This is a genomic window from Actinoplanes sp. CA-142083 (assembly GCF_050942195.1).
Taxonomy (GTDB): Bacteria; Actinomycetota; Actinomycetes; order Mycobacteriales; family Micromonosporaceae; genus Actinoplanes.
On record NZ_CP192076.1, the window covers coordinates 4,629,373 to 4,652,783 of the forward strand.

The 23,411-nt window shown below is 71.1% G+C and carries 25 protein-coding genes; 16 read left to right on the forward strand and 9 right to left on the reverse strand.

What is annotated here, in order from left to right; genetic code table 11:
- Position 1 precedes the first annotated feature (1 nt).
- Positions 2 to 1,234 carry a glucose-1-phosphate adenylyltransferase gene (gene glgC, locus ACQPZX_RS21180; RefSeq protein ID WP_433383379.1) on the reverse strand — a complete coding sequence of 411 codons (1,233 nt, stop codon included), beginning with the start codon at positions 1,232 to 1,234 and terminating at the stop codon, positions 2 to 4.
- Between the two features lie 133 nt (positions 1,235 to 1,367).
- On the opposite strand from glgC, the gene glgA reads away from it, so the two are divergent.
- Positions 1,368 to 2,564 (forward strand): glycogen synthase, encoded by a 1,197-nt coding sequence (gene glgA, locus ACQPZX_RS21185; RefSeq protein WP_433383381.1) that lies wholly within the window; start codon positions 1,368 to 1,370, stop codon positions 2,562 to 2,564.
- Here the strand turns inward: glgA and ACQPZX_RS21190 are convergent.
- On the reverse strand, positions 2,546 to 3,409 hold the full coding sequence (locus ACQPZX_RS21190; RefSeq protein ID WP_433383383.1) for an NAD(P)/FAD-dependent oxidoreductase: 864 nt from the start codon (positions 3,407 to 3,409) through the stop codon (positions 2,546 to 2,548). The genes glgA and ACQPZX_RS21190 overlap by 19 nt on opposite strands.
- Positions 3,410 to 3,465: 56 nt before the next feature.
- On the opposite strand from ACQPZX_RS21190, the gene ACQPZX_RS21195 reads away from it, so the two are divergent.
- Positions 3,466 to 5,094 carry a glycoside hydrolase family 10 protein gene (locus tag ACQPZX_RS21195; protein WP_433383385.1) on the forward strand — a complete coding sequence of 543 codons (1,629 nt, stop codon included), beginning with the start codon at positions 3,466 to 3,468 and terminating at the stop codon, positions 5,092 to 5,094.
- On the opposite strand, the gene ACQPZX_RS21200 is transcribed toward ACQPZX_RS21195, so the two are convergent.
- Positions 5,078 to 5,971: an SDR family NAD(P)-dependent oxidoreductase gene (locus ACQPZX_RS21200; protein ID WP_433383387.1), complete on the reverse strand. Its 894-nt coding sequence runs from the start codon at positions 5,969 to 5,971 to the stop codon at positions 5,078 to 5,080. The two genes, ACQPZX_RS21195 and ACQPZX_RS21200, sit on opposite strands and share 17 nt — an antisense overlap.
- A 59-nt stretch (positions 5,972 to 6,030) precedes the next feature.
- Here ACQPZX_RS21200 and ACQPZX_RS21205 point away from each other — a divergent pair, with 59 nt between their 5' ends.
- Entirely contained in the window at positions 6,031 to 6,972 is a 942-nt protein-coding gene (locus ACQPZX_RS21205; RefSeq protein WP_433383389.1) for an AraC family transcriptional regulator, read from the forward strand.
- A gap of 57 nt (positions 6,973 to 7,029) precedes the next feature.
- Here ACQPZX_RS21205 and ACQPZX_RS21210 read toward each other — a convergent pair whose 3' ends face one another.
- Both ACQPZX_RS21210 and ACQPZX_RS21215 read right to left on the reverse strand, forming a co-directional pair.
- A complete protein-coding gene (locus ACQPZX_RS21210; RefSeq protein ID WP_433383391.1) occupies positions 7,030 to 8,664 on the reverse strand; it encodes an ABC-F family ATP-binding cassette domain-containing protein in 1,635 nt (544 codons plus the stop codon).
- Between the two features lie 52 nt (positions 8,665 to 8,716).
- Positions 8,717 to 9,535, reverse strand: a complete 819-nt coding sequence (locus ACQPZX_RS21215) for a PhzF family phenazine biosynthesis protein (RefSeq protein WP_433383393.1) — start codon at positions 9,533 to 9,535, stop codon at positions 8,717 to 8,719.
- A gap of 139 nt (positions 9,536 to 9,674) precedes the next feature.
- On the opposite strand from ACQPZX_RS21215, the gene ACQPZX_RS21220 reads away from it, so the two are divergent.
- The 11 genes from ACQPZX_RS21220 to ACQPZX_RS21270 all read left to right on the forward strand — a co-directional run bounded on the left by ACQPZX_RS21220 (position 9,675) and on the right by ACQPZX_RS21270 (position 19,327).
- Complete coding sequence (locus ACQPZX_RS21220) at positions 9,675 to 11,099, forward strand: sigma 54-interacting transcriptional regulator (protein WP_433383395.1); 1,425 nt, start codon at positions 9,675 to 9,677, stop codon at positions 11,097 to 11,099.
- A 2-nt stretch (positions 11,100 to 11,101) separates the two neighbouring features.
- Positions 11,102 to 13,189, forward strand: a complete 2,088-nt coding sequence (locus ACQPZX_RS21225; protein WP_433383397.1) for a vWA domain-containing protein — start codon at positions 11,102 to 11,104, stop codon at positions 13,187 to 13,189.
- 312 nt (positions 13,190 to 13,501) lie between these two features.
- On the forward strand, positions 13,502 to 14,116 hold the full coding sequence (locus ACQPZX_RS21230) for a CDP-alcohol phosphatidyltransferase family protein (protein WP_433383399.1): 615 nt from the start codon (positions 13,502 to 13,504) through the stop codon (positions 14,114 to 14,116).
- Positions 14,113 to 15,015, forward strand: a complete 903-nt coding sequence (locus ACQPZX_RS21235) for a DUF881 domain-containing protein (protein ID WP_433383401.1) — start codon at positions 14,113 to 14,115, stop codon at positions 15,013 to 15,015. Before ACQPZX_RS21230 ends, ACQPZX_RS21235 begins: the two co-directional genes overlap by 4 nt.
- Complete coding sequence (locus tag ACQPZX_RS21240; RefSeq protein WP_020514446.1) at positions 15,012 to 15,344, forward strand: small basic family protein; 333 nt, start codon at positions 15,012 to 15,014, stop codon at positions 15,342 to 15,344. Before ACQPZX_RS21235 ends, ACQPZX_RS21240 begins: the two co-directional genes overlap by 4 nt.
- Before the next feature lie 89 nt (positions 15,345 to 15,433).
- A complete protein-coding gene (locus tag ACQPZX_RS21245; RefSeq protein WP_433385359.1) occupies positions 15,434 to 16,351 on the forward strand; it encodes a DUF881 domain-containing protein in 918 nt (305 codons plus the stop codon).
- Between the two features lie 33 nt (positions 16,352 to 16,384).
- A complete protein-coding gene (gene gcvH / locus ACQPZX_RS21250) occupies positions 16,385 to 16,765 on the forward strand; it encodes a glycine cleavage system protein GcvH (RefSeq protein WP_433383403.1) in 381 nt (126 codons plus the stop codon).
- Positions 16,766 to 16,913: 148 nt separating this feature from the next.
- Entirely contained in the window at positions 16,914 to 17,357 is a 444-nt protein-coding gene (gene odhI, locus ACQPZX_RS21255; protein WP_020514443.1) for an oxoglutarate dehydrogenase inhibitor Odhl, read from the forward strand.
- Positions 17,358 to 17,428: 71 nt separating this feature from the next.
- Complete coding sequence (gene ftsR, locus ACQPZX_RS21260; RefSeq protein ID WP_433383405.1) at positions 17,429 to 18,103, forward strand: transcriptional regulator FtsR; 675 nt, start codon at positions 17,429 to 17,431, stop codon at positions 18,101 to 18,103.
- 97 nt (positions 18,104 to 18,200) lie between these two features.
- The gene (locus tag ACQPZX_RS21265; protein ID WP_433383407.1) at positions 18,201 to 18,665 is read left to right on the forward strand and encodes a bifunctional nuclease family protein; all 465 of its coding nucleotides are present in this window, start codon (positions 18,201 to 18,203) and stop codon (positions 18,663 to 18,665) included.
- Between the two features lie 116 nt (positions 18,666 to 18,781).
- Positions 18,782 to 19,327 (forward strand): MerR family transcriptional regulator, encoded by a 546-nt coding sequence (locus ACQPZX_RS21270; protein ID WP_433383409.1) that lies wholly within the window; start codon positions 18,782 to 18,784, stop codon positions 19,325 to 19,327.
- On the opposite strand, the gene ACQPZX_RS21275 is transcribed toward ACQPZX_RS21270, so the two are convergent.
- Positions 19,324 to 19,926 carry a class I SAM-dependent methyltransferase gene (locus tag ACQPZX_RS21275; RefSeq protein ID WP_433383411.1) on the reverse strand — a complete coding sequence of 201 codons (603 nt, stop codon included), beginning with the start codon at positions 19,924 to 19,926 and terminating at the stop codon, positions 19,324 to 19,326. The two genes, ACQPZX_RS21270 and ACQPZX_RS21275, sit on opposite strands and share 4 nt — an antisense overlap.
- A 110-nt stretch (positions 19,927 to 20,036) precedes the next feature.
- On the opposite strand from ACQPZX_RS21275, the gene ACQPZX_RS21280 reads away from it, so the two are divergent.
- Positions 20,037 to 20,237 (forward strand): hypothetical protein, encoded by a 201-nt coding sequence (locus ACQPZX_RS21280; protein WP_433383413.1) that lies wholly within the window; start codon positions 20,037 to 20,039, stop codon positions 20,235 to 20,237.
- Position 20,238: 1 nt separating this feature from the next.
- On the opposite strand, the gene ACQPZX_RS21285 is transcribed toward ACQPZX_RS21280, so the two are convergent.
- Complete coding sequence (locus ACQPZX_RS21285) at positions 20,239 to 21,444, reverse strand: citrate/2-methylcitrate synthase (RefSeq protein WP_433383415.1); 1,206 nt, start codon at positions 21,442 to 21,444, stop codon at positions 20,239 to 20,241.
- A 67-nt stretch (positions 21,445 to 21,511) separates the two neighbouring features.
- Between ACQPZX_RS21285 and ACQPZX_RS21290 the strand changes: the two genes are divergently transcribed.
- Positions 21,512 to 22,612, forward strand: a complete 1,101-nt coding sequence (locus ACQPZX_RS21290; protein ID WP_433385362.1) for a citrate synthase 2 — start codon at positions 21,512 to 21,514, stop codon at positions 22,610 to 22,612.
- Between the two features lie 51 nt (positions 22,613 to 22,663).
- On the opposite strand, the gene ACQPZX_RS21295 is transcribed toward ACQPZX_RS21290, so the two are convergent.
- Positions 22,664 to 22,957, reverse strand: coding sequence for a YiaA/YiaB family inner membrane protein (locus ACQPZX_RS21295; protein WP_433383417.1), 294 nt, complete (start codon positions 22,955 to 22,957; stop codon positions 22,664 to 22,666).
- Between the two features lie 48 nt (positions 22,958 to 23,005).
- Positions 23,006 to 23,392: a hypothetical protein gene (locus tag ACQPZX_RS21300; RefSeq protein WP_433383420.1), complete on the reverse strand. Its 387-nt coding sequence runs from the start codon at positions 23,390 to 23,392 to the stop codon at positions 23,006 to 23,008.
- Positions 23,393 to 23,411: the final 19 nt, after the last annotated feature.

Sequence of the window (23,411 nt, forward strand, 5' to 3'; positions counted from 1 at the left end):
CTCAGAGCTCGACCCGCTGGCCCTTGCCGATGACGACGATGCCGTTGTCGGACACTGTGTAGAGCTTGCGGTCGCGGTCGAGGTCGACGCCGATCTGGGCGCCCTCGGGAATGCTCACGTTCTTGTCGATGATGGCGTTCTTGACGATCGCCCGGCGGCCCACCGAGACGCCCTCCATCAGGACCGAGCCCTCCACGTGGGCCCACGAATTGACCCGTACGTTCGGGGAGATCACCGAGCGTTCCACCAGCGAGCCCGACACCACGACGCCGGGGGAGATCATCGACTCGATGGCCCGGCCCTGGCGGTCGAAGTAGTCGTGGACGAACTTCGCCGGGGGCCAGGAGCCGTAGTTCGTGAAGATGGGCCAGTCGTGGTTGTACAGGTTGAAGATGGGCAGCGTGGCGATCAGGTCCATGTGGGCCTCGTAGAAGCTGTCGAGCGTTCCCACGTCGCGCCAGTAGCCGCGGTCCCGGTCCGTGGCGCCGGGGACCTCGTTGTCGCGGAAGTCGTAGACGTTGGCCTCGCCGTGCTCCACCAGCATGGGGATGATGTTGCCGCCCATGTCGTGCTTGCTGTCGGGGTTCTGGGCGTCTTTGGTGACCGCCTCCATCAGCGCCCGGGCGGTGAAGACGTAGTTGCCCATCGAGGCGTACACCTCGTCGGGGGAGTCGGGCAGGCCCTCGGCGTCCCTCGGCTTCTCGCGGAACGCGCGGATCTTCTTGCCGTCGGGGCCCACGTCGATGACGCCGAACTGGTCGGCCAGGGACTTGGGCTGGCGGATGCCGGCCACCGTCACGGCCGCGCCCGAGGCGATGTGGTCGTCGACCATCTGCTTCGGGTCCATGCGGTAGATGTGGTCGGCCCCGAAGACGATGACGTAGTCGGGGTTCTCGTCGTTGATGAGGTTCAGGCTCTGGTAGATGGCATCCGCCGAGCCGGCGAACCAGCGCGGGCCGAGCCGCTGTTGCGCGGGAACCGGGGTCACGTAGTTGCCCAGCAGCGTCGACATGCGCCAGGTCTTGGTGATGTGCCGGTCGAGGGAGTGCGACTTGTACTGGGTCAGGACGACGATCTTGAGGAAGCCGCCGTTCGCCAGGTTGGACAGCACGAAGTCGATCATGCGGTAGATGCCACCGAACGGCACACCGGGCTTCGCCCGGTCGGCGGTCAGGGGCATCAGGCGCTTACCTTCGCCACCGGCCAGAACGATCGCAAGCACCTTGACAGCCATGGAAGGACGCTAACTTTCCGCCAGCGTGAGCGCCAGCCGAAGACGGATGCGGGCCTTGCAGAAGCGAACGACAGGTTACCCGATCTTGGGCGGCGGCGCGCCGTGAACAGCCCCAGGCACTAGGCTCCCAAGCGTGAGCGAGCTGCGTGTCGACCTGATCTCGCGGGAGTACCCGCCGGAGGTGTACGGCGGGGCCGGCGTCCACCTCGAGTACCTGTCCCGTGACCTCCGGCGCCTGGCAGACGTACGTGTGCATTGTTTTGGCCTGCCCCGCAGCGAGCCGGGGGTGACCGCCTACCCGGAGCCCGCGGAGCTCAAGGACGCGAACGCGGCCTTGCGCACGATGGGCGTGGACCTGGAGATCGCGAACGGCTGCGCCGGCACCGACATCGTGCACAGCCACACCTGGTACGCGAATTTCGCCGGGCACATCGCGAAACTTTTGCACGGCGTTCCGCACGTGGTCACCACGCACAGCCTCGAGCCGCTGCGCCCGTGGAAGGCCGAGCAGCTCGGCGGGGGCTACGCGCTGTCCAGCTTCTGCGAGCGGGTGGCGATCGAGAACGCGGACGCCATCATCGCGGTGTCCGGCGGCATGAAGCGCGACGTGCTCACGGCGTACCCGTCGGTGGACCCCGGCAAGATCCAGGTGGTCTACAACGGGATCGACACCGATCAGTACAAGCCCGACCACGGCACCGGCGTGATCGAGCGGCTCGGCATCGACCTGAGCCGGCCCAGCGTGGTCTTCGTCGGCCGCATCACCCGGCAGAAGGGCCTTCCGTACCTCATGCGCGCCTGCCGCGACCTGCCGCCGCAGACCCAGATCATCCTGCTCGCGGGCGCCCCCGACACGCGGGAGATCGCCGACGAGGTCGAGGCGCTCGCCGTCGAGCTGCGCGGGGCCCGCGACGAGCACGGCGTGATCTGGGTGCAGGAGATGCTGCCCAAGACCGAGGTCATCCAGATCCTCACGCACGCGACCGTCTTCGTCTGCCCGTCGATCTACGAGCCGATGGGCATCGTCAACCTCGAGGCGATGGCCTGCGAGACCGCCGTGGTGGCGACCGCGACCGGCGGCATCCCCGAGGTGGTCGCCGACGGCGAGACCGGCCTGCTGGTGCCGATCGAGCAGGTCACCGACGGCACCGGCACGCCCGTGCACCCCGACCGCTTCGTCGCCGACCTCACCGCCGCGATGACCGAGCTCATCGAGGACCCGTCGCGCGCCAAGGAGATGGGGCTGGCCGGGCGGCGTCGCGCGGTCGAGCATTTCAGCTGGTCACGCATCGCCGAGGACACCCTCGCGGTCTACCGCACGGTCCTCTGAAGAATCGCCCGGGCGGCCAGTCTGCCGCTCAGCCACGCGGTCTGCACACGGGGGCGTCCGAAGGCGTCCCCGCACAGGTAGACATCGCCGTCCCGCGCGAACCCTCCGTGACCGGGGCGAGGCGACGCATACGGCCAGTAACGGGTCTCCACTGACACCGGGTCACCGACGTCGAGGATCTCGCTGACCGCCTTGGCCATCAGCGGTCCGGGATCGCTGCGGCCGACGGCGAAGGACGAGGTCGAGTGCGCCACCAGGACCGGCGCCCGATCCCCCCGCCGATCACCGTCGTCACACACGGTGGCCAGGATCGGATGGTCGTTCACAAAGGTCCCGGCAAAATCGCTCCACGACCTTTCCCCGTACGTCAAAATCGCCGTCACCACCGGAGACCAGGACTGTTCCCGGGTCAGAGGCAGGTCTGCGATCGCCCGGGCCTGCGGTCCCGGCATCGCCAGCACCACCGCGTCGGCGGCCGGCAGGGACGTCACGTCCACACCGAGCGTGACCTCCAGGCCGCGCGCGAGATCGGCGGCGAGACTGTTCAGCCCGCCCGGCGCCGCCCAGCGCGTCGCCGGCGGACCCGCCTGGCCCCGCAGCGTGTCCGTCCACGGCCGGGCCAGCCCGTCGATCCGCCAGGTCTGCAGCCGGCCGAGGAACGACGGGTCGTCCGCCGTGAGATAGGCCGCGCCGGTGTCCACCCAGCGGCCGCCTATCCGCTCGCTCGCCAACCGGCCGCCCACCCGGGCGTCCCGTTCCAGCACGCGGGCCGGCACCCCGCCGTCCACCAGCTCACGAGCACACGCCAGCCCGGCTATCCCGGCTCCCACGACGACCACGGCCATGCCGAAACCCTACGGCCGGACGCGAACTGTCCGACCCGCGAGGCAGACTGTTGGGCATGCACCGCCGCCGTCCCTCCCTCCGGCTCGTCCTCCCGCTCGTCTCGCTGCTGTTCGCGATGGCCGTCCTCGGCGTCGGTCTGCTGCGCGCCGCGGTCTACGAGCCACCCGCCACGGCCGGGGGAGTGTGGTCGCCGTCGCCGGGCTCCGAGGTCCCGGCGGGAACGGCGGGGAAGTGCGGAAACGTGCCGGTCACCGCCACCCGCGAGGTGCGCGGCATGTGGCTCACGACGGTGCTCAACATCGACTTCCCGAGCAAGCCCGGCCTCGGCGAGGCCCAGATCAAGGCCGAGTACGACAAGTGGCTCGACCTCGCCGTGGCGCAGCACCACAACGCGATCTTCGTGCACGTGCGTCCGAGCGGTGACGCCTTCTGGCCGTCCGACTACGCACCGTGGTCGGAGTGGCTCACCGGAAAGCGTGACGGAAAGTCACCCGGATGGGACCCGCTGGCGTTCATGGTGAGCGAGGCACACGCGCGGAATCTGGAGTTCCACGCGTGGTTCAACCCGTACCGGGGAACGCAGCCCGCCCCCGACGGGCCCGGCGCCGATTTCGCGAAGCTCGCGCCCAACCATCCGCTGCTCGCCCACCGCGACTGGGCGATCTCCTATCCCACCGGTAAGAACGCTCGCCTCTACTTCGACCCGGGCATCCCGGCCGCCCGCAAATTCGTCGAGGACTCGATGCTGGAGGCGGTGCAGAAGTACGACATCGACGGCGTCCACTTCGACGACTTCTTCTACCCCTACCCGCAGAGCGGCCAGGACTTTCCCGACGACGCGAGCTACGCGAAGTACGGCCAGGGCAAGTCGCGCGCGCAGTGGCGGCGCGACAACGTGGACACCCTGGTCCGCGAGATGAACGAGCGCATCAAGCAGCTCAAGCCGTGGGTGAAATTCGGGATCAGCCCGTTCGGCATCTGGCGCAACAAGTCGTCCGACCCGGCCGGCTCGGCGTCCAACGGCCTCGAGGCGTACGACGCGATCTATGCCGACACGCGCAAGTGGGTGCAGCAGGGCTGGGTCGACTACATCGTGCCCCAGCTGTACTGGAACATCGGCTTCGCCAAGGCTGACTACGCCAAGCTGCTGCCGTGGTGGGCGGCGCTGGTCAAGGGCACCGGCGTGCAGTTGTGGATCGGGCAGGGCGACTACCGGGTCGGCGAGAAGGGCGCGTGGAGCAACCCGGCCGAGATCGACCGGCACCTGGCGCTGGACGAGAAGTACGGCGTGCAGGGCGAGGTGCACTACAGCGCCAAGATGATCCGGGCCGACAAGCTGGGGTCGGTCGCGCTGTACAGCAAGAACCACTACGCGACGCCGGCTCTGGTGCCGGTCATGAAGCAGCTCCCGGCCAGCCCGCCGGCCGCGCCCGCGTTGACGAAGGTGTGGCGGGCCGGGGCAACGCGGCACTTCGACGCCCAGGCCGGTGCGGGGCCGGCGGCGGCCAGTTGGGCGCTGTACCGGGTCGACGGCACCCAGGCCAAGCTGGTGGCCACCGGGCGTACGGGTCAGCAGGTGGCCGACCCGGCGCCGCCGGCCGGACCGGCGACCTACTGCCTGAGCGGGCTCGACCGGTCCGGCAACGAGGGGGCGATCGGCGCGCCGTTCACCGCAAGCCCGTGAGCCCGAGGTCCCACAGACGATCTGCGGCGGCCGGGTCCACCGCCCAGTCGGCCACGCCGCTCTGGTCGGAGCCGCCGGGGACGGTCGGGGCCTCCTGGTTGTCGTCGGTGAAGTAGCGGCCGGTCACGCCGGCCAGCAGCGGCGAGGCGGCCAGCAGGACCTCGGTCGAGGCGCCCTGTTCCGGGGTCTTGAAGTGGCCGGGCGTGACCAGGTTGCCGTCGTCGTCCATGGCGCCGAACGAGCGCATCGTGGCGTCGTCGAGGTGGCGCTGCAGGTTGGTGTGGATGTATCCGGGGCTCATCGCGTTCGCGGTGATCCCGTCGGCGGCCCAGCGGCGGCCGATTCCGATCGCCAGCAGGACGTCGGCGGTCTTGGACTGGGCGTAGGCGGTCCACGGGTCGTAGGGGCGGCGCTCGAAATGCGGGTCGTCGAAATCGACCGGCGAGCGTAGCTGCGCGCCCGAGCTGACCATGACGACGCGGCCGCCCTGCAGATGCGGTCGCAGGCCGTTGATCAGGGCGAAGTGACCGAGGTAGTTCGTGGCGAGCTGGAGCTCCCAGCCGTTCGGGGCCGGCGTGCGGTGGGGGAGGGCCATGATGCCGGCGTTGGCGATCACGGCGTCGACCGGGCCGTCCCAGGCGTCGGTGAAGCGGCGGACCGAGTCGAGGTCGGCCAGGTCGAGGGGGAGGGCGCCCGCCGACGGCTTGCGGACGGCGATCGTCACCTCGGCGCCCGCCTTCGCGAGTGCCCTCGCGGCCGCGGCGCCCAGCCCCGACCCGCCGCCGGTGACGATGACGCGCTTGCCGGTCAGGTCGACGCCCTTCAGAACGTCGTCGGCGGTGCTGAGCGCGGTGAACGGCGTGGTGATCAGTGTCATGAGTCGATCGTGCGCGCGATCACCTGGACGCAGAATGGCTCAAGGTCCAGGATAGTTTCGTGAGCGTCCAGCAAGCCGATCCCCTCGAGGACGTCCTCGCGCTCGTCGGCACCACCAGCCACCTCTCGGTGGGCCTGGTCGCGGGCGGCGGGTGGGCCCTCGACTTCGACCCGCCGCCGTACGTGAAGTTCAACGCCATCCGGCGCGGGTCGTGCCTGCTCACCGTCGAGGGCGCCGACCCGATCCCGCTGGCCGAGGGAGACTGCTTCCTGCTCACCCGGCCGCGGCGGTTCGTGCTGGCCAGCGGCCCCGGCGTCCGCCCCACGCCGGCCGGGCCGGTCTTCGCCGCGGCGGTCGGCGGGATCGCCCGCACCGGCACCGGTGACGACGTGTTCCTGCTCGGCGGCCGCTTCGACTTCGGCTCCCGGGCCCGGGAGCTGCTGCTCGACGCGCTGCCGCCGGTGCTGCACGTGCCCGGCGGCAGCGACGCCGCGGCCACCCTGCGCTGGGCGCTCGCCCAGGTCGACGCCGAGCTGCGGGAGAGGCCGATCGCGTCCACCCTGGTCGCCGAGCACCTCGCGCTGGTCATGCTCATCCACATGCTGCGGCTGCACCTGGCGACCGCGCCCGCGGCCGGCCCCGGCTGGCTCGGCGGCCTCGCCGACCCGGTGGTCGCGCCGGCGCTGCGCGCCCTCCACGCCGACCCGGCCCGGCAGTGGACGGTCGCCGACCTGGCCCGCGTGGCGGCGGTGTCCCGGTCGACGCTCGCGGCCCGCTTCAAGCAGGCGGTCGGGCAGGGCCCGCTCGACTACCTGACCGGCTGGCGGATCGAGCTGGCCGCCGACCGCCTGCGCCGCGACGACGGCACGGTCGCCGCGATCGCGCACGCGGTCGGGTACGGCTCGGAGAGCGCGCTGAGCACGGCCTTCAAGCGTGTCACCGGCTCATCGCCCCGAAATTACCGCCACCCCGGCGCGCCACGGACCGCCCCCACCCGGTAGGGCGGGGCCAGGAAAGCATGCGGGTATGACAACTTTCCGGCGGTGTCCACAGGCGGGTCAGGCGGCGACCTTGCCGTCGGCGACCTCCAGGTAGCGGGTGGTGTGGACCGCGTCCAGCATGCGGCGGTCGTGGGTCACCAGCAGCAACGTCCCGGTGTAGCTGGCCAGCGCCGACTCCAGCTGCTCGATCGCGGCCAGGTCGAGATGGTTGGTCGGCTCGTCCAGCACCAGCAGGTTGACCCCGCGCGCCTGCAGCAGCGCCAGCGCCGCCCGGGTCCGCTCGCCCGGCGACAGGGTCGCGGCCGGCCGCAGCACGTGCGCCGCCCGCAGGCCGAACTTCGCCAGCAACGTCCGCACCTCCGCGTCGGACCACGTCGGCACGGCGTCGCCGAACGCCCGCATCAGCGGGTCGTCACCCAGGAACAGCCCGCGCGCCTGATCGACCTCGCCGACCACCACGCCCGGCCCGAGGTGGGCGCTGCCCGACTCCAGCGGGATCCGCCCCAGCAGGGCGCCGAGCAGCGTGGACTTGCCCGAGCCGTTGGCGCCGGTGATCGCCACCCGGTCGGCCCAGTCGATCTGCAGGGTGACCGGGCCAAGCGTGAAGTCGCCGCGCCGCACCACCGCGTCGCGCAGGGTGGCCACGACGGCCCCGCTGCGCGGGGCGACGGCGATCTCCATCCGCAGCTCCCACTCCTTGCGGGGCTCCTCGACCACTTCGAGACGCTCGATCAGACGCTCGGTCTGCCGCGCCTTCGCCGCCTGCTTCTCGGTCGACTCCACCCGGGCCGCTTTGGCGTTCTTGTCGTTGTCGGGGGCTTTCCGGCGGGCGTTCTTGACGCCCTTCTCCATCCAGGCGCGCTGCATCCGGGCCCGCTCGAGCAGGTCGTCCTTCTTCTCGGCGTACTCCTCGAACTGCTCGCGCGCGTGCCGCCGGCCCCGCTCGCGCTCCTCGAGGTAGGCCTCGTAGCCGCCGCCGTACAGGTTGACCTGCTGCTGAGCCAGGTCGAGCTCGAGCACCTTGGTGACCGTGCGGGTGAGGAACTCGCGGTCGTGGCTGACCAGCACGGTCCCGGCGCGCAGCCCGGTCACGAACTCCTCGATCCGCCGCAGCCCGTCCAGGTCGAGGTCGTTGGTCGGCTCGTCGAGCAGGACGATGTCGTAGCGGCTGAGCAGCAGCGACGCCATGCCCGCCCGGGCCGCCTGCCCGCCGGAGAGCCCGGTCATCGGATGGCCCAGCGCCACGCCGAGCCCGAGCTCGCCGGCGACCTGCTCCGCTCGCTCGTCGAGATCGGCGCCGCCCAGGTCGAGCCATTTCTCCAGCGCGACGGCGTACTCGTCGTCGGCGCCCGGCTTGCCGCCGGCGAGATCTTCCGCCGCCGCGTCCATCCGGACCTGGGCCGGGCCGACGCCGGTGCGGCGGGCGAGGAAGTCGCGCACCGTCTCGCCGGGCCGCCGCTCCCGCTCCTGCGGGAGATATCCGACATTGGCGGTGGGCGGGCTCAGCGTGACGGTGCCGCTTTCCATGGGTACGAGACCGGCCAGCGTACGCAGGAGCGTCGTCTTCCCGGCGCCGTTGACCCCGACGAGCCCGATCACATCGCCGGGCGTCACCACGAGATCGAGCCCCGAGAACAGCATGCGGTCACCGTGGCCGGCGGCAAGTCCCCGGCCGATCATCGTGGCGCTCATATCGGCCCCATCCTAGGGCCGCCCCCATTTTCAGCCGGGGATGGGGACTGCCTCAGCCGGGGATGGGGACCGCGCTGCCGCTGACGCGCACGCCGGCCTCGCCGGGAACCAGCCGGACGGTGATGCGGCTGGGCCGCCCGAGATCGTCGCCCTGGCGCAGGTGCAGGTTGGCGTCGTCGGGGACGATCCACAGCTCGCGCAGGTAGCCGCCGAGGGCCGCTGCGGCCGCACCGGTTGCGGGGTCCTCGTAGACGCCGCCGACCGGGAACGGGTCGCGCACGTCGAAGGTGTCGTCGGTGGCGCGGTGGACGAGCTGGATCGTGGTCCAGCCGCGGGACTCCATGAGGGCCTTGAGGGCGGGCTCGTCGTAGTCGAGGTCGGCGAGCCGGCGGCGGCTCCCGACGGCCAGGATCGGGTGGTACGCCCCGGCGTAGGCGACCTTGGCCGGCAGCGACTCGTCCAGGTCGAAGCTGTTCCAGCGCAGGGCCGCCAGCAGCGCGGCCAGGTCGTCCTCGGTCAGCTCGCCGACCGACGTGGGGACGCTGGTCAGGGTGGCGACGCCGGTGTCGTCGACGGAGACGGGCACCTCGCCGGCGTTGGTCACGAAGAGGTGGTCGCCGGAACCCAGGGCGACGGCGGTGGCGACGGTGGCGTGGCCGCAGAACGGCACCTCGGCCAGCGGCGCGAAATACCGCACCCGGTAGCGGCCGTCCTCGCGCGACGTGATGAACGCCGTCTCCGAGTAGCCCACCTCGGCCGCGATGGCCAGCATCCGCTCGTCGTCGAGTCCGCCCGCGTCGAGCACGACACCGGCGGGGTTGCCGCCCTTGGGGTCGTCACTGAACGCCGCGAATCGCAGGATCTCCGTCATGCCGCCAGCCTGCGCCCGGGCCGGGCCGGGGGCCAGGGGCAATTCGCATTCTGTGGCCTGCGTCTCCCGGCCTATTCCCGGAATCGATGCCATCTCGCTCACACGGTTTTCGTCACACCCGCGGAGTAGCGTTCCGTCCGTGACAGACGCAGCGATCGCTATCACGCCCGCGCCGCCGGCGGATCTTCCGCGTACCCTCGGTGAGCTGCGAGCTTCCGGGCATGAGTTTCGGACCGTCAAGGAGGAGCTTCGCGACAACCTGCTTGATCGGCTGCGTAGTGGGGCGCCCCGGTTCCCGGGGATCGTGGGCTATGACGACACCGTTCTGCCCGAGGTCGAGCGGGCGCTGCTCGCGGGCCACGACATGGTGCTGCTCGGCGAGCGCGGGCAGGGCAAGACGCGGCTGATCCGCGGTCTGGTGGGCCTGCTCGACGAGTGGACGCCCTTCATCGCCGGCTCCGAGCTGCACGAGCACCCCTATCAGCCGTTGACGCCGGCTTCGCGACGGCTTGCGGCCGAGACGGGCGACTTGCTGCCGATCTCCTGGCTGCACCGATCCGAGAGGTACGGCGAGAAGCTCGCGACCCCGGACACGAGTGTCGGTGACCTGATCGGCGACGTCGACCCGATCAAGGTGGCCGAGGGGCGGGCGCTGGGCGACCCGGAGACCATCCACTTCGGGCTGGTGCCGCGCACCAACCGGGGCATCTTCGCGGTGAACGAGTTGCCCGACCTGGCCGAGCGCATCCAGGTGTCGCTGCTCAACGTGCTGGAGGAGCGCGACATCCAGGTTCGCGGCTACCAGTTGCGGCTGCCGCTCGACCTGCTGCTGGTGGCGTCGGCCAACCCGGAGGACTACACCAACCGCGGCCGCATCATCACGCCGCTGAAAGACCGGTTCGGCGCCGAGATCCGCACGCACTACCCGGTCGACCTGGCGCTCGAGACGGCGCTGGTGCGGCAGGAGGCGGCGCTGGTCGCGTCCGTTCCCGACCACCTGATCGACGTGATCGCGCGATACACGCGGGCGGTGCGCGAGTCGCCGGCCGTGGACGCGCGCTCGGGCATCTCGGCGCGGTTCGCGATCGCGGCCGCCGAGACCCTGGCGGCGTCGGCGCTGCGCCGGGCGGGCCTGCGCGGCGAGCGCGAGGCGGTGGCCCGCATCGGCGACGCCACCTCGGTCACCTCGACGCTGCGCGGCAAGGTCGAGTTCGAGAGCGGCGAGGAGGGCCGGGAGACCGAGGTGCTCGCGCACCTGCTGCGGGTCGCCACGGCCGAGACGTTCCGCGACCGGCTGGGCGGGCTCGACCTGTCCGGCTTCACCGACCTGGTCGCCGAGGGTGCGATCGTCGAGACCGGCGACCTGGTCTCGGCCGAGGAGCTGCTGGGCCAGATCGGGACGGTGCCGGGCCTGGCCAAGGTGCTCGACCGGCTCGGGCTGGGCGACGCGCCCTCGCCGGGGCAGGCCGCCTCGGGCATCGAGTTCGTGCTCGAGGGGCTGCACCTGACCCGCCGGCTGGCCAAGGAGCTGACCGACGACGGACGCACGCTTTACGGGAGCTGACAGTGGCGGGAAATAGGTTCCGGTACGGGGCCTGGCGGGACGGGCCCGACCCCCTCGCCCCGCCCTACGACGTGCGGGCCGCGGTCGACGAGGTGGGCGAGCGGGTCCTCGCCGGCGACTCCCTGCGCGACGTGCTGCGCGACCTGCTGCGGCAGGGCCCAAGGCAGGGGCGCGGGCTCGACGAGCTGCGCGCCCGGGCCCGGCGCATGCGGCGGGACGCGCTGCGCCGCGGCAACCTCGACGGCGCCGTGACGCGGGCGCAGCAGCTGCTCGACCAGGCCATCGCGGCCGAGCGCGACGAGCTGGGCCGCCGCGACGACATGGACGCGCGGTTCAACGAGGCCGTCCTCGACAACCTGCCCCGGTCGACGTCGCGGGCCGTGGAGGAGCTGGCGGAGTACGACTGGGCCTCCGACGAGGCCCGCGGCCTCTACCAGCAGATCCTCGACGGGCTGCGGCGCGAGGTGGTCGAGCAGCGGTTCGCCGGGATGAAGCAGGCCCTGGAGAACGGCGACTTCCAGGGCGTGTCCGAGATGGTCTCCGACCTCAACGACCTGCTGGCACGACACGCCCGGGGCGAGAACACCGACGACGCGTTCCGGCGGTTCATGGAGAAGCACGGCCAGTTCTTCCCGGAAAACCCGGAGAACATCGACGAGCTGATCGACTCGCTCGCCCGGCGGGCCGCGGCGGCCGAGCGGCTCATGCGCTCGCTCAGCCCGCAGCAGCAGGAAGAGCTGTCGCGCCTGATGGACCAGGCGCTCGGCGAGGGCCCGCTGCGGGGGCAGCTGGCCGAGCTCACCGACAACCTGCGGGCGCTGCGCCCCCAGCTCAACTGGGGCCGCGGCGAGCGGGTGCGCGGGCCCGGCGACCTCGGGTACGGCGAGGCGGCGGGCGCCCTCGGCGAGATCGGCGACCTGGACGAGCTGCTCGACCAGCTGGGCCAGGAGCATCCGGGCGCCACTCTCGACGACATCGACGTCGAGCTGGTCGAGCGGCAGCTGGGCCGGTCGGCGGCCGACGACGTGCGGCGGCTGCGCGAGCTCGAGCGGGAGCTGACCCGGCAGGGCTGGGTGGAGCGCGACGAGGAGGGCCTGACGCTCTCGCCCAAGGCGCTGCGCCGGCTCGGCCGCACCGCCCTGGCGCAGGTCTTCGACGAGCTCAAGAGCAAACGGCAGGGCCAGCACGACCTGCGCGACGCGGGCGCGGCCGGCGACCTGATCGGGTCGTCGCGGCGCTGGGAGTTCGGCGACGAGCAGCCGCTCGACGTGGTGCGCACGATCGGCAACGCGGTGCGCCGCCGCGCCGGCTCGGGCATCACGGTGGTGCGGCCGCGGCCCGGGGCGTCTGACGGCGGGGCGGTCCAGGGCGGGGCGGTCCAGGGCGGGGCGGTCCAGGGCGGGATGGTCCAGGGCGGGGCGGTTCAAGGCGGGGCGGTTCAAGGCGGGCAGGGCCGGCCGGGGCTGCCGGTGCGGCTCGAGCCGGAGGACTTCGAGGTCGCCGAGACCGAGCGGCGGGCGTCGGCGGCGGTGGCGCTCTGCGTCGACCTGTCGTACTCGATGTTCGCCGACGGCCGGTGGGGGCCGATGAAGCAGACCGCGCTCGCGCTGTCGCACCTGGTCGCCACCCAGTTCCCGCAGGACTCGCTGCAGATCATCGGGTTCGGGCTGCACGCGTCGGTGCTGTCGCAGGGTCAGCTCGCCGCGATCGACCCCACCATGGAGAAGGGCACCAACCTGCAGCACGCCCTCAACCTGGCCGGCCGGCACCTGCGGCGGCACCCGGGCGCCGAGCCGGTCGTGATGATCGTTACGGACGGCGAGCCGACCGCGCACCTGGAGAACGGCGAGGGGGTCTTCTGGTGGCCGCCGCTGCCGGAGACCGTGCGGGCGACGGTGCAGGAGGTCGACCACCTGACGAAGTTCGGCGCCACGCTGAATTTCTTCATGCTCGGCGAGGACCCGGGCCTGCAGCGCTTCGTGGCCAAGGTCGCCGAGCGCAACGGCGGCCGGGTCTTCAGCCCGGACGCCGACGAGCTGGGCCGATACGTCGTCGACGACTACGTGCGGGCCCGCCGCGGCCGTCGCTGATCGATCCGCGGTAGCAAGGTCCAGCCGGAAAGACGCGATCCACGGGAGCTAGCCCCAGCCGGAAAGACGCGATCCACGGAACTGGCCGGCCTCGACCGCGAGGCCGGCCAGATCTGTCCTAGGATGGCGGACACGATGTGCGTCGTGCGACGGGTGACGGGATCGAACCTCGAGGCTGGTTATAGTTGCTCGGCGAGTGACCGGTCACGGCCGGTCGGGGGACCGCTGTCCGGGTGTCGATGACGCCCGGGCTGTTTGCCCGGGCCAGGTCCGGATAAGTCGGCCGGCGCCGGAGGGGGAGAGGAAGTCGCGATGTCGCAGCAGCCTGCGCCGTCCATCGCCGCCTCCAACCGGATCTGGACGATCCCCAATGTGATCAGCTTCATCCGGCTGCTCGGCGTCCCGCTCTTCCTTTACCTGCTGCTCGGGCCGGAGAACGACGTCGCCGCCGTGATCGTGCTGGCCATCGGCGGCACGACCGACTGGGTGGACGGCTTCGTGGCCCGCCGGATGAACTCGGTGAGCCGGCTCGGTGAGCTGCTCGACCCGTTCGCCGACCGCCTGTACATCCTGGCCACGCTGATCGGCTTCACCATCCGCGGCGTGGTGCCGTGGTGGCTGACCGGGGCGCTGCTGCTGCGCGAGGCGGTGCTGGGCGTCGCGCTGCTGGTGCTGCGCCGCCACGGGTACGGGCCGCCGCCGGTGCACTACGTCGGCAAGACCGGCACGTTCGTGCTGCTCGCGGCGTTCCCGGTGATCCTGCTGGCGCAGGCGGTCGACTCCGCCTCGTCGTGGCTCACCCCGATCGGCTGGGGTCTGGCCTGGTGGGCGCTCGGCCTGTACTGGGCGGCCGCGGCCCTCTATCTGGCGCAGACGGCGCAGCTGCTGCGCGCGGACAGAGCCGCCGCCCTGAAGGCAGCGGGATGACGGAAGAGCAGCCCAAACGGGTTTTCGCCCCGGACTTCCTCACCGAGCTGTTCCGCAATCCGCTCGACCCCGGATACGCCGACGCCGCCGCGCGCAAGGCCGTCGAGGGCGACCCGACCGGCCCGCGCAAGTGGGTCTTCAGCAGCGCCGCCATGATCACCCTGGTCGCGCTGGGTTTCCTGTTCGTCGTCGCGTACCGGCAGACGGTCGCGGACGAGCCGGCCCGCACCAAGGCCCGCGCCGAGCTCGTCGAACAGGTGCAGAACCGCCGCGACGAGACCGTGGAGCTGCAGGCCAAGGCCGACCAGCTCGGCGACGAGGTGGCCGGCCTGCGGGAACGGGAGCTGGGCGGGGCGACCGCGGCCCGGCTGCGCGACCTGGAGGCGGCGACGGGGCTGGCGCCGGTGAAGGGCTCGGGCGCCAAGATCCGGCTCGCCGACGGGCCGACCCCGATCAACGCGGTGACCGGCGAGCGCAACACCACGGCCCGGGTCAAGGACACCGACCTGCAGCTGGCCACCAACGCGCTCTGGTCGCTCGGCGCCGAGGCGATCACCATCAACGGGCAGCGGCTGACCGCGACGTCGACGATCCGGCAGGCCGGCGAGGCGATCCTGGTCGACTTCCAGCCGGTGACCACGCCGTACGAGGTGATCGCGATCGGGCCGGACGACCTGGCCGACGACTTCCGCGACGGCTACGCCGGCCAGTTCTTCAAGGAGCTGGTGCGGCAGTACGGCATGTCGTTCGAGGCCACCGGCGTGCGCGATGTGACGCTGCCGGCCGCGACGGAGCTGAAACTCCGGGTGGCATCCCCGTCGCCCTCCCCGTCCCCCTCGACCTCGTCTCCCTCGATCAGTGGCTCGGTAAGCAGCTCTCCCTCGGAAGGCGGCCGATGATCGCCGTACTTGCCCTCGTCGCCGGTGTCGCCCTGGGCATCGTGTTCCACCCGACCGTGCCGGCCGCGCTCCAGCCGTACCTGCCGATCGCCGTGGTCGCGGCGCTCGACGCGGTGTTCGGCGGGGTGCGCGCGAAGCTCGACGGGATCTTCGACGACAAGCAGTTCGTCGTCTCGTTCATCTCCAACGTCCTGGTGGCCGCGCTGATCGTCTACCTCGGCGACCAGCTCGGCGTGGGCGGTCAGCTGTCCACCGGCGTGGTGGTCGTCCTGGGGGTGCGGATCTTCGGCAACGTGGCGGCCATCCGACGGCACCTCTTCCGGGCGTGACGCGGATGACCGAGCACGAGGCCACCGGCCCGGACCTGCCCACCGCGGGCCGGTCGCCGGATCCTGAGAAGACGATCACACCGGACTCTATGGAGTATGTGCGCCCTGCACCGGGAGCCGCCCTGACGCCCAGCGAAGCTCCCCGGCTGGAAGACGAGGAGACGACCAGGCTCGACCGCCCCGCGCCCGTTGCGGACGATCTCGACGGGCCGACGAGGGAGCTCGACGCCGGCGGGGACGCGCTCGATCGGGTGACCGAGAAAACCGGTGCTGCAGACGTACGGGAAAAGGAAGCTGAACCACCCACGAAGCCGCCACCTTGGCAGCGGCTCTCGTCGGCAGGCGCCCTGATCGCCGTTCTGCTCGCGCTGTTCGGCTTCACGCTGGTGGTGCAGCTGCGCAGCAACGACGGTGACCAGGGGCTCGCGACCGCGCGGCAGGAGGACCTGGTGCGGATCCTCTCCGACCTGGAGGCCCGCGACAGCCGGCTGCAGAGCGAGATCAGCGCCCTCGAGACCAGCCAGCGGCAGCTCACCTCGGGTGTGGCGGGCCGGCAGGCGGCGCTCGCCGAGGCCGAGAAGCGCGCCGACGAGCTCGGGCTGCTGGCCGGGACCAAACCGGGCGTCGGGCCGGGCCTGGTGATCACGCTGGAGAAGGTGAAGGCGTCCGCGATCCTGAACGCCGTGCAGGAATTGCGCGGCGCCGGCGGCGAGGTGATGCAGATCGCCGGGGCGAACGGGCAGACCGTGCGGGTCGTGGCGTCCAGCTATTTCGTGGACGCCGAGGGTGGCGGAATCATCGCCGACGGCGCCCGTCTCACCGGTCCCTACCTGCTCTCGGTGATCGGTCAGCCGCAGACGATGCAAACCGCTCTGCAGATCCCCGGCGGGGTGGTCGCGTCGGTGAACAGCGGCGGCGGTAGCGTGACGATGGAACAGCGCGGCACGGTCGAGGTGACCGCGGTGCGCAAGGCGACGACATTGCAGTACGCCCGGCCGGCTTCCTGACCGAAGCGGTTACGTGACAACGGGAGAGAACGAGTGATTCCTGAGGACCTGCGGTACACGGCGGAACACGAGTGGGTGTCCGGTGACGGCAGCGGGCCCGTGCGCGTGGGTATCACCCACTTCGCGCAGGACGCGCTCGGCGACATCGTCTTCGTGCAGCTGCCCGACGAGGGCGCCAAGGTCGCCGCGGGCGACTCGCTCGGTGAGATCGAGTCGACCAAGAGCGTTTCGGAGATCTACGCGCCGATCTCCGGCACGGTGGTGTCGAAGAATGCGTCGCTCGTGGACGAGCCCGAGCTCATCAACGCCGAGCCCTATGCGGCCGGCTGGCTCGTCGAGATCGCGCCGGACGACCCATCTGCGGTTGCGGGCCTTCTCGATGCTGCCGGATATCAGGCATTGACCGAGAGCTGACCTTTTTCCCCGCGCGTCCGGTTGCCCCGCGATATTGGCCCTGACTAGGCTCGCGGGGCAACTTCGAAATGCAATTGGCGAAACTGAAAACCGATAGTCGTGCGTCCGGGCCGCCTGGCGACGACCAACTGATCCGTGAGGTGGTCCGATGACGCGCCCAGACGACGAGTTCCCCCCGCTCGACGTCACGTCCACGCTGAACCTCGGTGCGCTCGATGAGGTGCTGGAGGGTCCCGACACCGACGTGGTGCCGAGCCGCATGTCCGGCTCGCTCCCGCCGGGTATGGCGCTGCTGGTCGTGCGACGCGGCCCGAACGCGGGGGCCCGGTTCCTGCTCGACCACGACGTCACCACCAGCGGGCGGCACCCCGACAGCGACATCTTCCTCGACGACGTGACGGTGTCCCGCCGGCACGCCGAGTTCCACCGCGACGGGGGCACGTTCACCGTGCGCGACGTCGGCTCGCTCAACGGCACGTACGTGAACCGTGAGCGCGTCGAGGCGGCGACCCTCAGCAACGGGGACGAGGTGCAGATCGGCAAGTTCCGCCTCGTGTTCATCGCCGGCCCCCGGCCGGAGGGCGAGGCCTGATCGTGAATCCGACGGGGGCTGCCGCACGCGACCCGGGGCATCGCCCCGCGGCCGGCCGTGAGGCTGCGCTGATGAGCATCGGGGAAGTGCTCGCCCATCTGCGCACCGAGTTCCCCGACACCACGATCTCCAAGCTTCGGTTCCTGGAGGCGGAAGGGCTGGTCGATCCCCAGCGCACCGCCTCCGGGTACCGCAAGTACTCGTGGAACGACGTGGCGCGCCTGCGGTTCGTGCTGACCGCCCAGCGCGATCAGTACCTCCCCTTGCGGGTGATCCGCGAGCAACTCGACCAGCTCGACACCGCGCCGCCCGTCTCGTCCCGGCCCACGCTCGTGGCCGTGGGGGACAACTCCGACAAAGTCGCCGATCCCGCCGACGCGCGCACCCCGCGCGAGGATGTGATCGAACGCACCGGTATCACCGGTGAGCTGCTCGACGAGCTGGAGAAGATCGGGCTTGTCACCGCGAAGCCGCCGGGCTGGTACGACGGCGACGCCGTGCTCATCGTCGAGGCCGTGGTGGGTCTCACCCGGTACGGGTTGGAAGTTCGTCATCTTCGGGCGTTTCGTGCCGCTGCGGACCGGGAAGTCGGCCTGTTCACGCAGCTTTTGGCGCCGCTGGTGCGGCAGAGCGACCCGGCCGCGCGCGCCCGGGCCAACGAGACGGCGAGGGAACTGCAGGCGCTTTCGCAGAAGCTGCACGCCGCGCTGGTGCGTGCCGGATTGCGCGGGGAGCTCGGTCGCTGAGCGGTTCGGCACCCGTGGGATCCGGACGAGAGGCGTGTACCGTGCAGGTTAAGGGGGGCCGTGCGAAGCGGCATGGACAACGACACGGAGGCGGGCGGTGCGCGAGCTGAGCGTGGTCGGGGTTCGGGTGGAGCTGCCGAGCAACCAGCCGATCGTCCTGCTGCGGGAGGTCGACGGTGATCGGTATCTTCCGATCTGGATCGGCGCCGTGGAGGCGACGGCCATCGCGTACGAGCAGCAGGGTGTCAAACCGGCGCGGCCGCTGACCCACGATCTGCTGCGGGACATCCTGGCGGCCCTGAAGGCGCCGCTGCGCGCCGTGGAGATCACGGAGCTCAAGGACAACGTCTTCTACGCCGACCTGCTGATCGGCGAGGACATCCGCGTCTCGGCGCGGCCCAGCGACTCGATCGCCCTGGCCCTGCGGGTCGGCGCCCCGATCCGCTGCGCCGACCAGGTGCTGACCGAGGCCGGCATCGTCATCCCGGACGAGCAGGAGGACGAGGTCGAGAAGTTCCGCGAGTTCCTCGACCAGGTCCGTCCCGAAGATTTCGCGGGATAGATCGTCTTCCTCCATACGCGGCGTGTCGCCCGGTTACCTCGCTGTTTCCTGGCTCGCTGAGATATACGCTCGTGAAGTCCAGGTGAAGCGGCACCGCGCAGCGGGGAGGTAGTCGCGTGCACGAGCAGCCGTTAGAGGGCCCACTCGTCGGCGAGGACGGTTCGGTCGGTTACCGCGGGGTGACGGCCTGCCAGGCGGTCGGCATCAGCTACCGCCAGCTCGACTACTGGGCTCGTACGTCGCTGGTGGTGCCGAGCATCCGCGACGCCTCCGGCTCCGGGACCCAGCGGCTGTACTCGTTCCGCGACCTGGTCGTGTTGAAGGTGGTCAAGCGGCTGCTGGACGCGGGAGTGTCGCTGCAGAACATCCGGCGGGCCATCGAGACGCTGCGCTCGCGCGGCGTCGACGACCTGGCGGAGATCACCCTGATCTCGGACGGGACGACCGTGTACGAGTGCCGGTCCCCGGAGGAGGTCGTCGATCTCCTGCAGGGCGGTCAGGGCGTCTTCGGGATCGCCATCGGCGGCGCGTTCAAGGAGATCCAGGGATCGTTGTCGCACCTGCCGGCCGAGCCCGCCGTGCCGCAGCCGGTGGGGGAGGCCACCTCGCCGGTGGAAGGCGATGAGCTGGCGGCGCGCCGGGCCCGGCGCCGAGCCGGCTAGGCACGTCTCAGCTTCACCGTGCTGTCCGTGCGGATGGCCGGGTTCCCGTCGGGGCCGGTCTGCTCTCGCGGGTGAACGTCGGCTTTGAGGGTCTCCCACCCGTCCAGCTCCAACGACCGGATCACCTCGTCCGGCTTGGGGAACCGGACCTCGTGGCCCCCTTCGTGCGGGAACGGCCCGTGATCCATGTGGCCCTCGATCAGCAGGATCCCGCCCGGGGCGACGGCGGCGGCCGCTCGCCGGAGGATCTGCTCGCGGTCGAACTCGTCCCAGCTGTGCAGGAACTGCGCCGAGACCAGGTCGAACTCGCCCTCGGGGAAGGTCTTCTCGAGGTTGTGGTGCTGCCAGTCGATCGTCACGCCGGCCTCGGCGGCGTGCTGGGCGGCCCGGGTCAGCGCCACCGTGGAGATGTCGGCGGCGGTCACCTGCCAGCCCCGCTTGGCCAGCCAGACGGCGTCGGCCCCCTCGCCGCAACCCAGGTCCAGGGCGCGGCCGGGCGGGAGATCGGCGACCTCGGCGACCAGGACCACGTTCGGGTTGCCGCTCCAGATGCGGGTGCTCTCCTGGTATCGGGTGTCCCAGGCTTTCTCGTCGCTCATGCCCCCAGGATCCGGCAGCGGCGGCGATTCGCCGAGGTTCGTTGCCGGAACGGCAAAACGGGCGTGCGCGGCATGGGCGGCGCGTAGCGTCGGCGCTGGAGGTGCCGCCGGTGATTCCGCAGAACTACCCGCTCTACATCACGGAGCCGGGCAACCAGACGTGGCTGGTGATCGGCTGGGTGCCGGACCAGGCCTCGGGGTTGCCGCGGCAGCCGGTGGTGCTGCTGTGCGGCTCGGAGACCGAGGCCCCGCGCCTCCTCGAGCAGACTGTGCCCTTCCGCGTCGTGGGCACGGGGCATCGGCCGCTGTAAGTCAGGCGCCCGGGTTCCGCCCCGAATACTGGCCCACCGGCCGGAAGCGGCTCGGGCGGTCGGCGTACTCCTCGAGGGCGTGAGCCAGCCAGCCGGCGGTGCGGGCGACGGCGAAGATGGCCTCCCCGGCGTCGGCGGGCATGTCGTTCTGCAGGGTCAGGGCGGCCAGCGCGAAATCGATGTTGGGGTGGGTGCCGGAGCGGTCCAGCATGGCCTCGGCCACCTGGACGGCCGTGTCGCGGACCGGGCCGTCGTCGAGCATCGCCATCAGGGTGGTCGCCCTCGGGTCACCGTCGGGGTAGAGCGGGTGACCGAAGCCCGGGATCAGTCCCTCGTCGCGCAGGCGGGCGGCGATCGTGGTGACCGGATCGGCGTCCATGGCGTCCTTGAGCAGGGCGTAGGCGAGGCCGCTGGCGGCGCCGTGGTAGGGGCCGTCGAGCGCGGCCAGGCCGGCGCTGACCACCGCGTAGGGGTGGGCGCGGGTCGAGGCGGCGACGCGTGCGGCGAGGGTCGAGGCGGCGATGTCGTGGTCGGCCAGCAGGATCATTGCGGCGTTCAGTGTCTCCTGCCTGGCGGGTGTGGGATCGCGCAGCGTCAGGCGCGGCCAGAGCAGCTCGGCCAGGGGGATGGTGCCCTGCTCGCGCCGGAGAACCTCGGCGGTGGTGACGCCCTGGGAGTAGGGCAGGGCGGCGACCATGGTGGCCAGCATCGTGCGGGCGGTGGTGAGCACGGCCGCGGGCGAGGTGTCGAAGCGCAGCGGGTCGGCCGCCGCGGCGGCGGCGACGATCACGCGCAGGCGGTCGGTGATGCGGCCGCTGCGGGGCAGCGGAACGATGGTCGCGGCGGCAAGCGTCTTGAGCTCTTTGCTCGGCACGAGATCAACGTGCTCCCGCTCACCGGTCCAGAGTAGGGTCGCCACCGATTCGAAGCTGGCGGTGCGCGCCAGCAGGGTCGCGTCCTGACCCCGGTAATACAGAGCACCGTCCTTGATCAGGGTGATGCCGGTCGAGATCGCCGGCGTGGTCGGGCGTGTCCGCCGGGCCACGAAGGCGTCGATGTCCGACTTGGCGAAGAGGCTGCCCTTGCCGCCGGCGTTGCGGATGCTCGGCAGCATGCCGCGGCTGACGTAGGCGTAGACGGTGGTGGGCTTGACGCCGAGACGCATGGCGACCTCTTCGGTGGTCAGTAGGTGGGGCTGGAGGGGCATGTGGAGATGCTCTCATATTGACTGGATCAATGTTGACGTCAACGTTGACAACATACATGTTGATTTCATGTTGACTGTCAACCCAGGACTGGCCGGTGTCGTCGCGTTCGACACCGAGATCGCCGAACCCGATCGGGACGGCGGGTCGCTGCGCTACCGCGGCGTGGACATTCGTGAGCTGGCGGGCCAGGTCGGCTTCGCCGGCGTGTGGGGGCTGCTCGCGGACGGCGACTTCGCCCAGGGGCTGCCGGCCGCCGAGCCGCATCCGGTTCCGGTGCGCTCCGGCGACATCCGCGTCGATGTGCAGGCGGCGGTGTCGTTGCTGGCGCCGCACTGGGGGCTGCGGCCGCTGATCGACATCGACGACCGGCAGGCGCGCGACGATCTCGCGCGGGTGTCGGTGACGATGCTGTCGTATGTCGCGCAGGCGGCCCGCGGCGATCGCTTGCCGGCCGTGCCGCAGCGGCTCGTCGACGCGGGGAACGGCACGACCGAGCAGTTCATGATCCGGTGGCAGGGCGAGCCTGACCCGCGTCACGTGGCCGCCATCGATCGCTACTGGGTCTGCGCGGCGGAGCACGGGATGAACGCGTCTACGTTCACCGCGCGCGTGGTCGCCAGCACGGGCGCGGACGTGCCGGCGTGCCTGTCCGCGGCGGTGGCGGCGCTGTCGGGGCCGCTGCACGGGGGCGCGCCGGCCCGGGCGCTCGGCATGATCGAGGATGTCGAGCGGGGCGCTGAGCCGCGCGCGTACGTGAAGAGTGTTTTGGATTCGGGAAAGCGCCTGATGGGTTTCGGCCATGCCGTCTATCGGGCGGAGGACCCGCGCGCGACGATCCTGCGGGAGGCGGCGCGGGAGCTCGGTGCGCCGCGGTACGAGGTGGCTCTCGAGCTGGAAAGGGCGGCCCTCGCCGAGTTGCGCGAGCGCAAACCCGACCGGGTGCTGGAGACGAACGTCGAATACTGGGCGGCGGTCGTGCTCGATTTCGCGCAGGTGCCGTCGGAGATGCTCGCGGCGATGTTCACCTGCGCGCGGACGGCGGGGTGGAGCGCGCACATTCTCGAGCAGAAACGGCTCGGCAAAATCATCCGGCCGTCGGCGGATTACGTCGGACCCGGGCAGCGCGCGGCAACGGAACTCGCGGGGTGGTCCGTCGCTTCCCGGTGATGATGATTTGCTGTTCAGGACGAACAGCAAATCATCACGCTCTCGGGGTGGCTAAACGCCGGTGGGCTGCTTGAAAGGGTCGTGCTCGTTGAGAAGCTTGTCGATGCGGGCCTGGTCGACGCGGCGCACGACGGTGCCGACTTCCTGGGCATCGCGGACACATTTCGCGAGGGTGAAGGCGGAGGTCACCACGTACAGGAGACCGATCGCCAGGAAAGCGCGGACCCACCCGCCGACCGGCAGGTAATAAATACCGACCGCGACCGACACCAGCGAGATGGCGAACGAGGCGGCCGCCTGGGCGTAGAAGGCGGAGGTGACCTTCGGCTGTGAATTGACGTCCATGGCGGTCATCCTTTCCGCCCGCGCGCCGCGGCGGATGAGTGCCGATACTCAAAGTCCCTGGTGATTCAGGTAGAGCACGATGCGCAGGCGGTCGCCGTCGTCGTGCAGGAGAAACGACGATTCCAGGTGTACGGGCGCGCCGCCGTCCCATCGCGGGGCGTCCCAGCCGGTGCGGACCATCAGGTAGTGCTCGTCGAGGCGGGTCTCGTCGAGCGAGGTCAGCGCGGCGGGCCCGACACCGGCGTCGGCGAACGCACGGGCGCGGCGGGGGAGCGCCGCGAGAAAGACATCCTTGGGTACGGCCTGGGTGCCGCCCGGGCCGGCGGACAGGAACGGGTCGGCGAAGCAGTAGTCGAGAAGATCGAGCTGTAGTTCGCCACTGGCCTCGGCGAAAATCTCGAAGAACTCGCGCACGCGGAAATCGGCAGCAGTCATGCCGGCCAAGGTAGCGCGG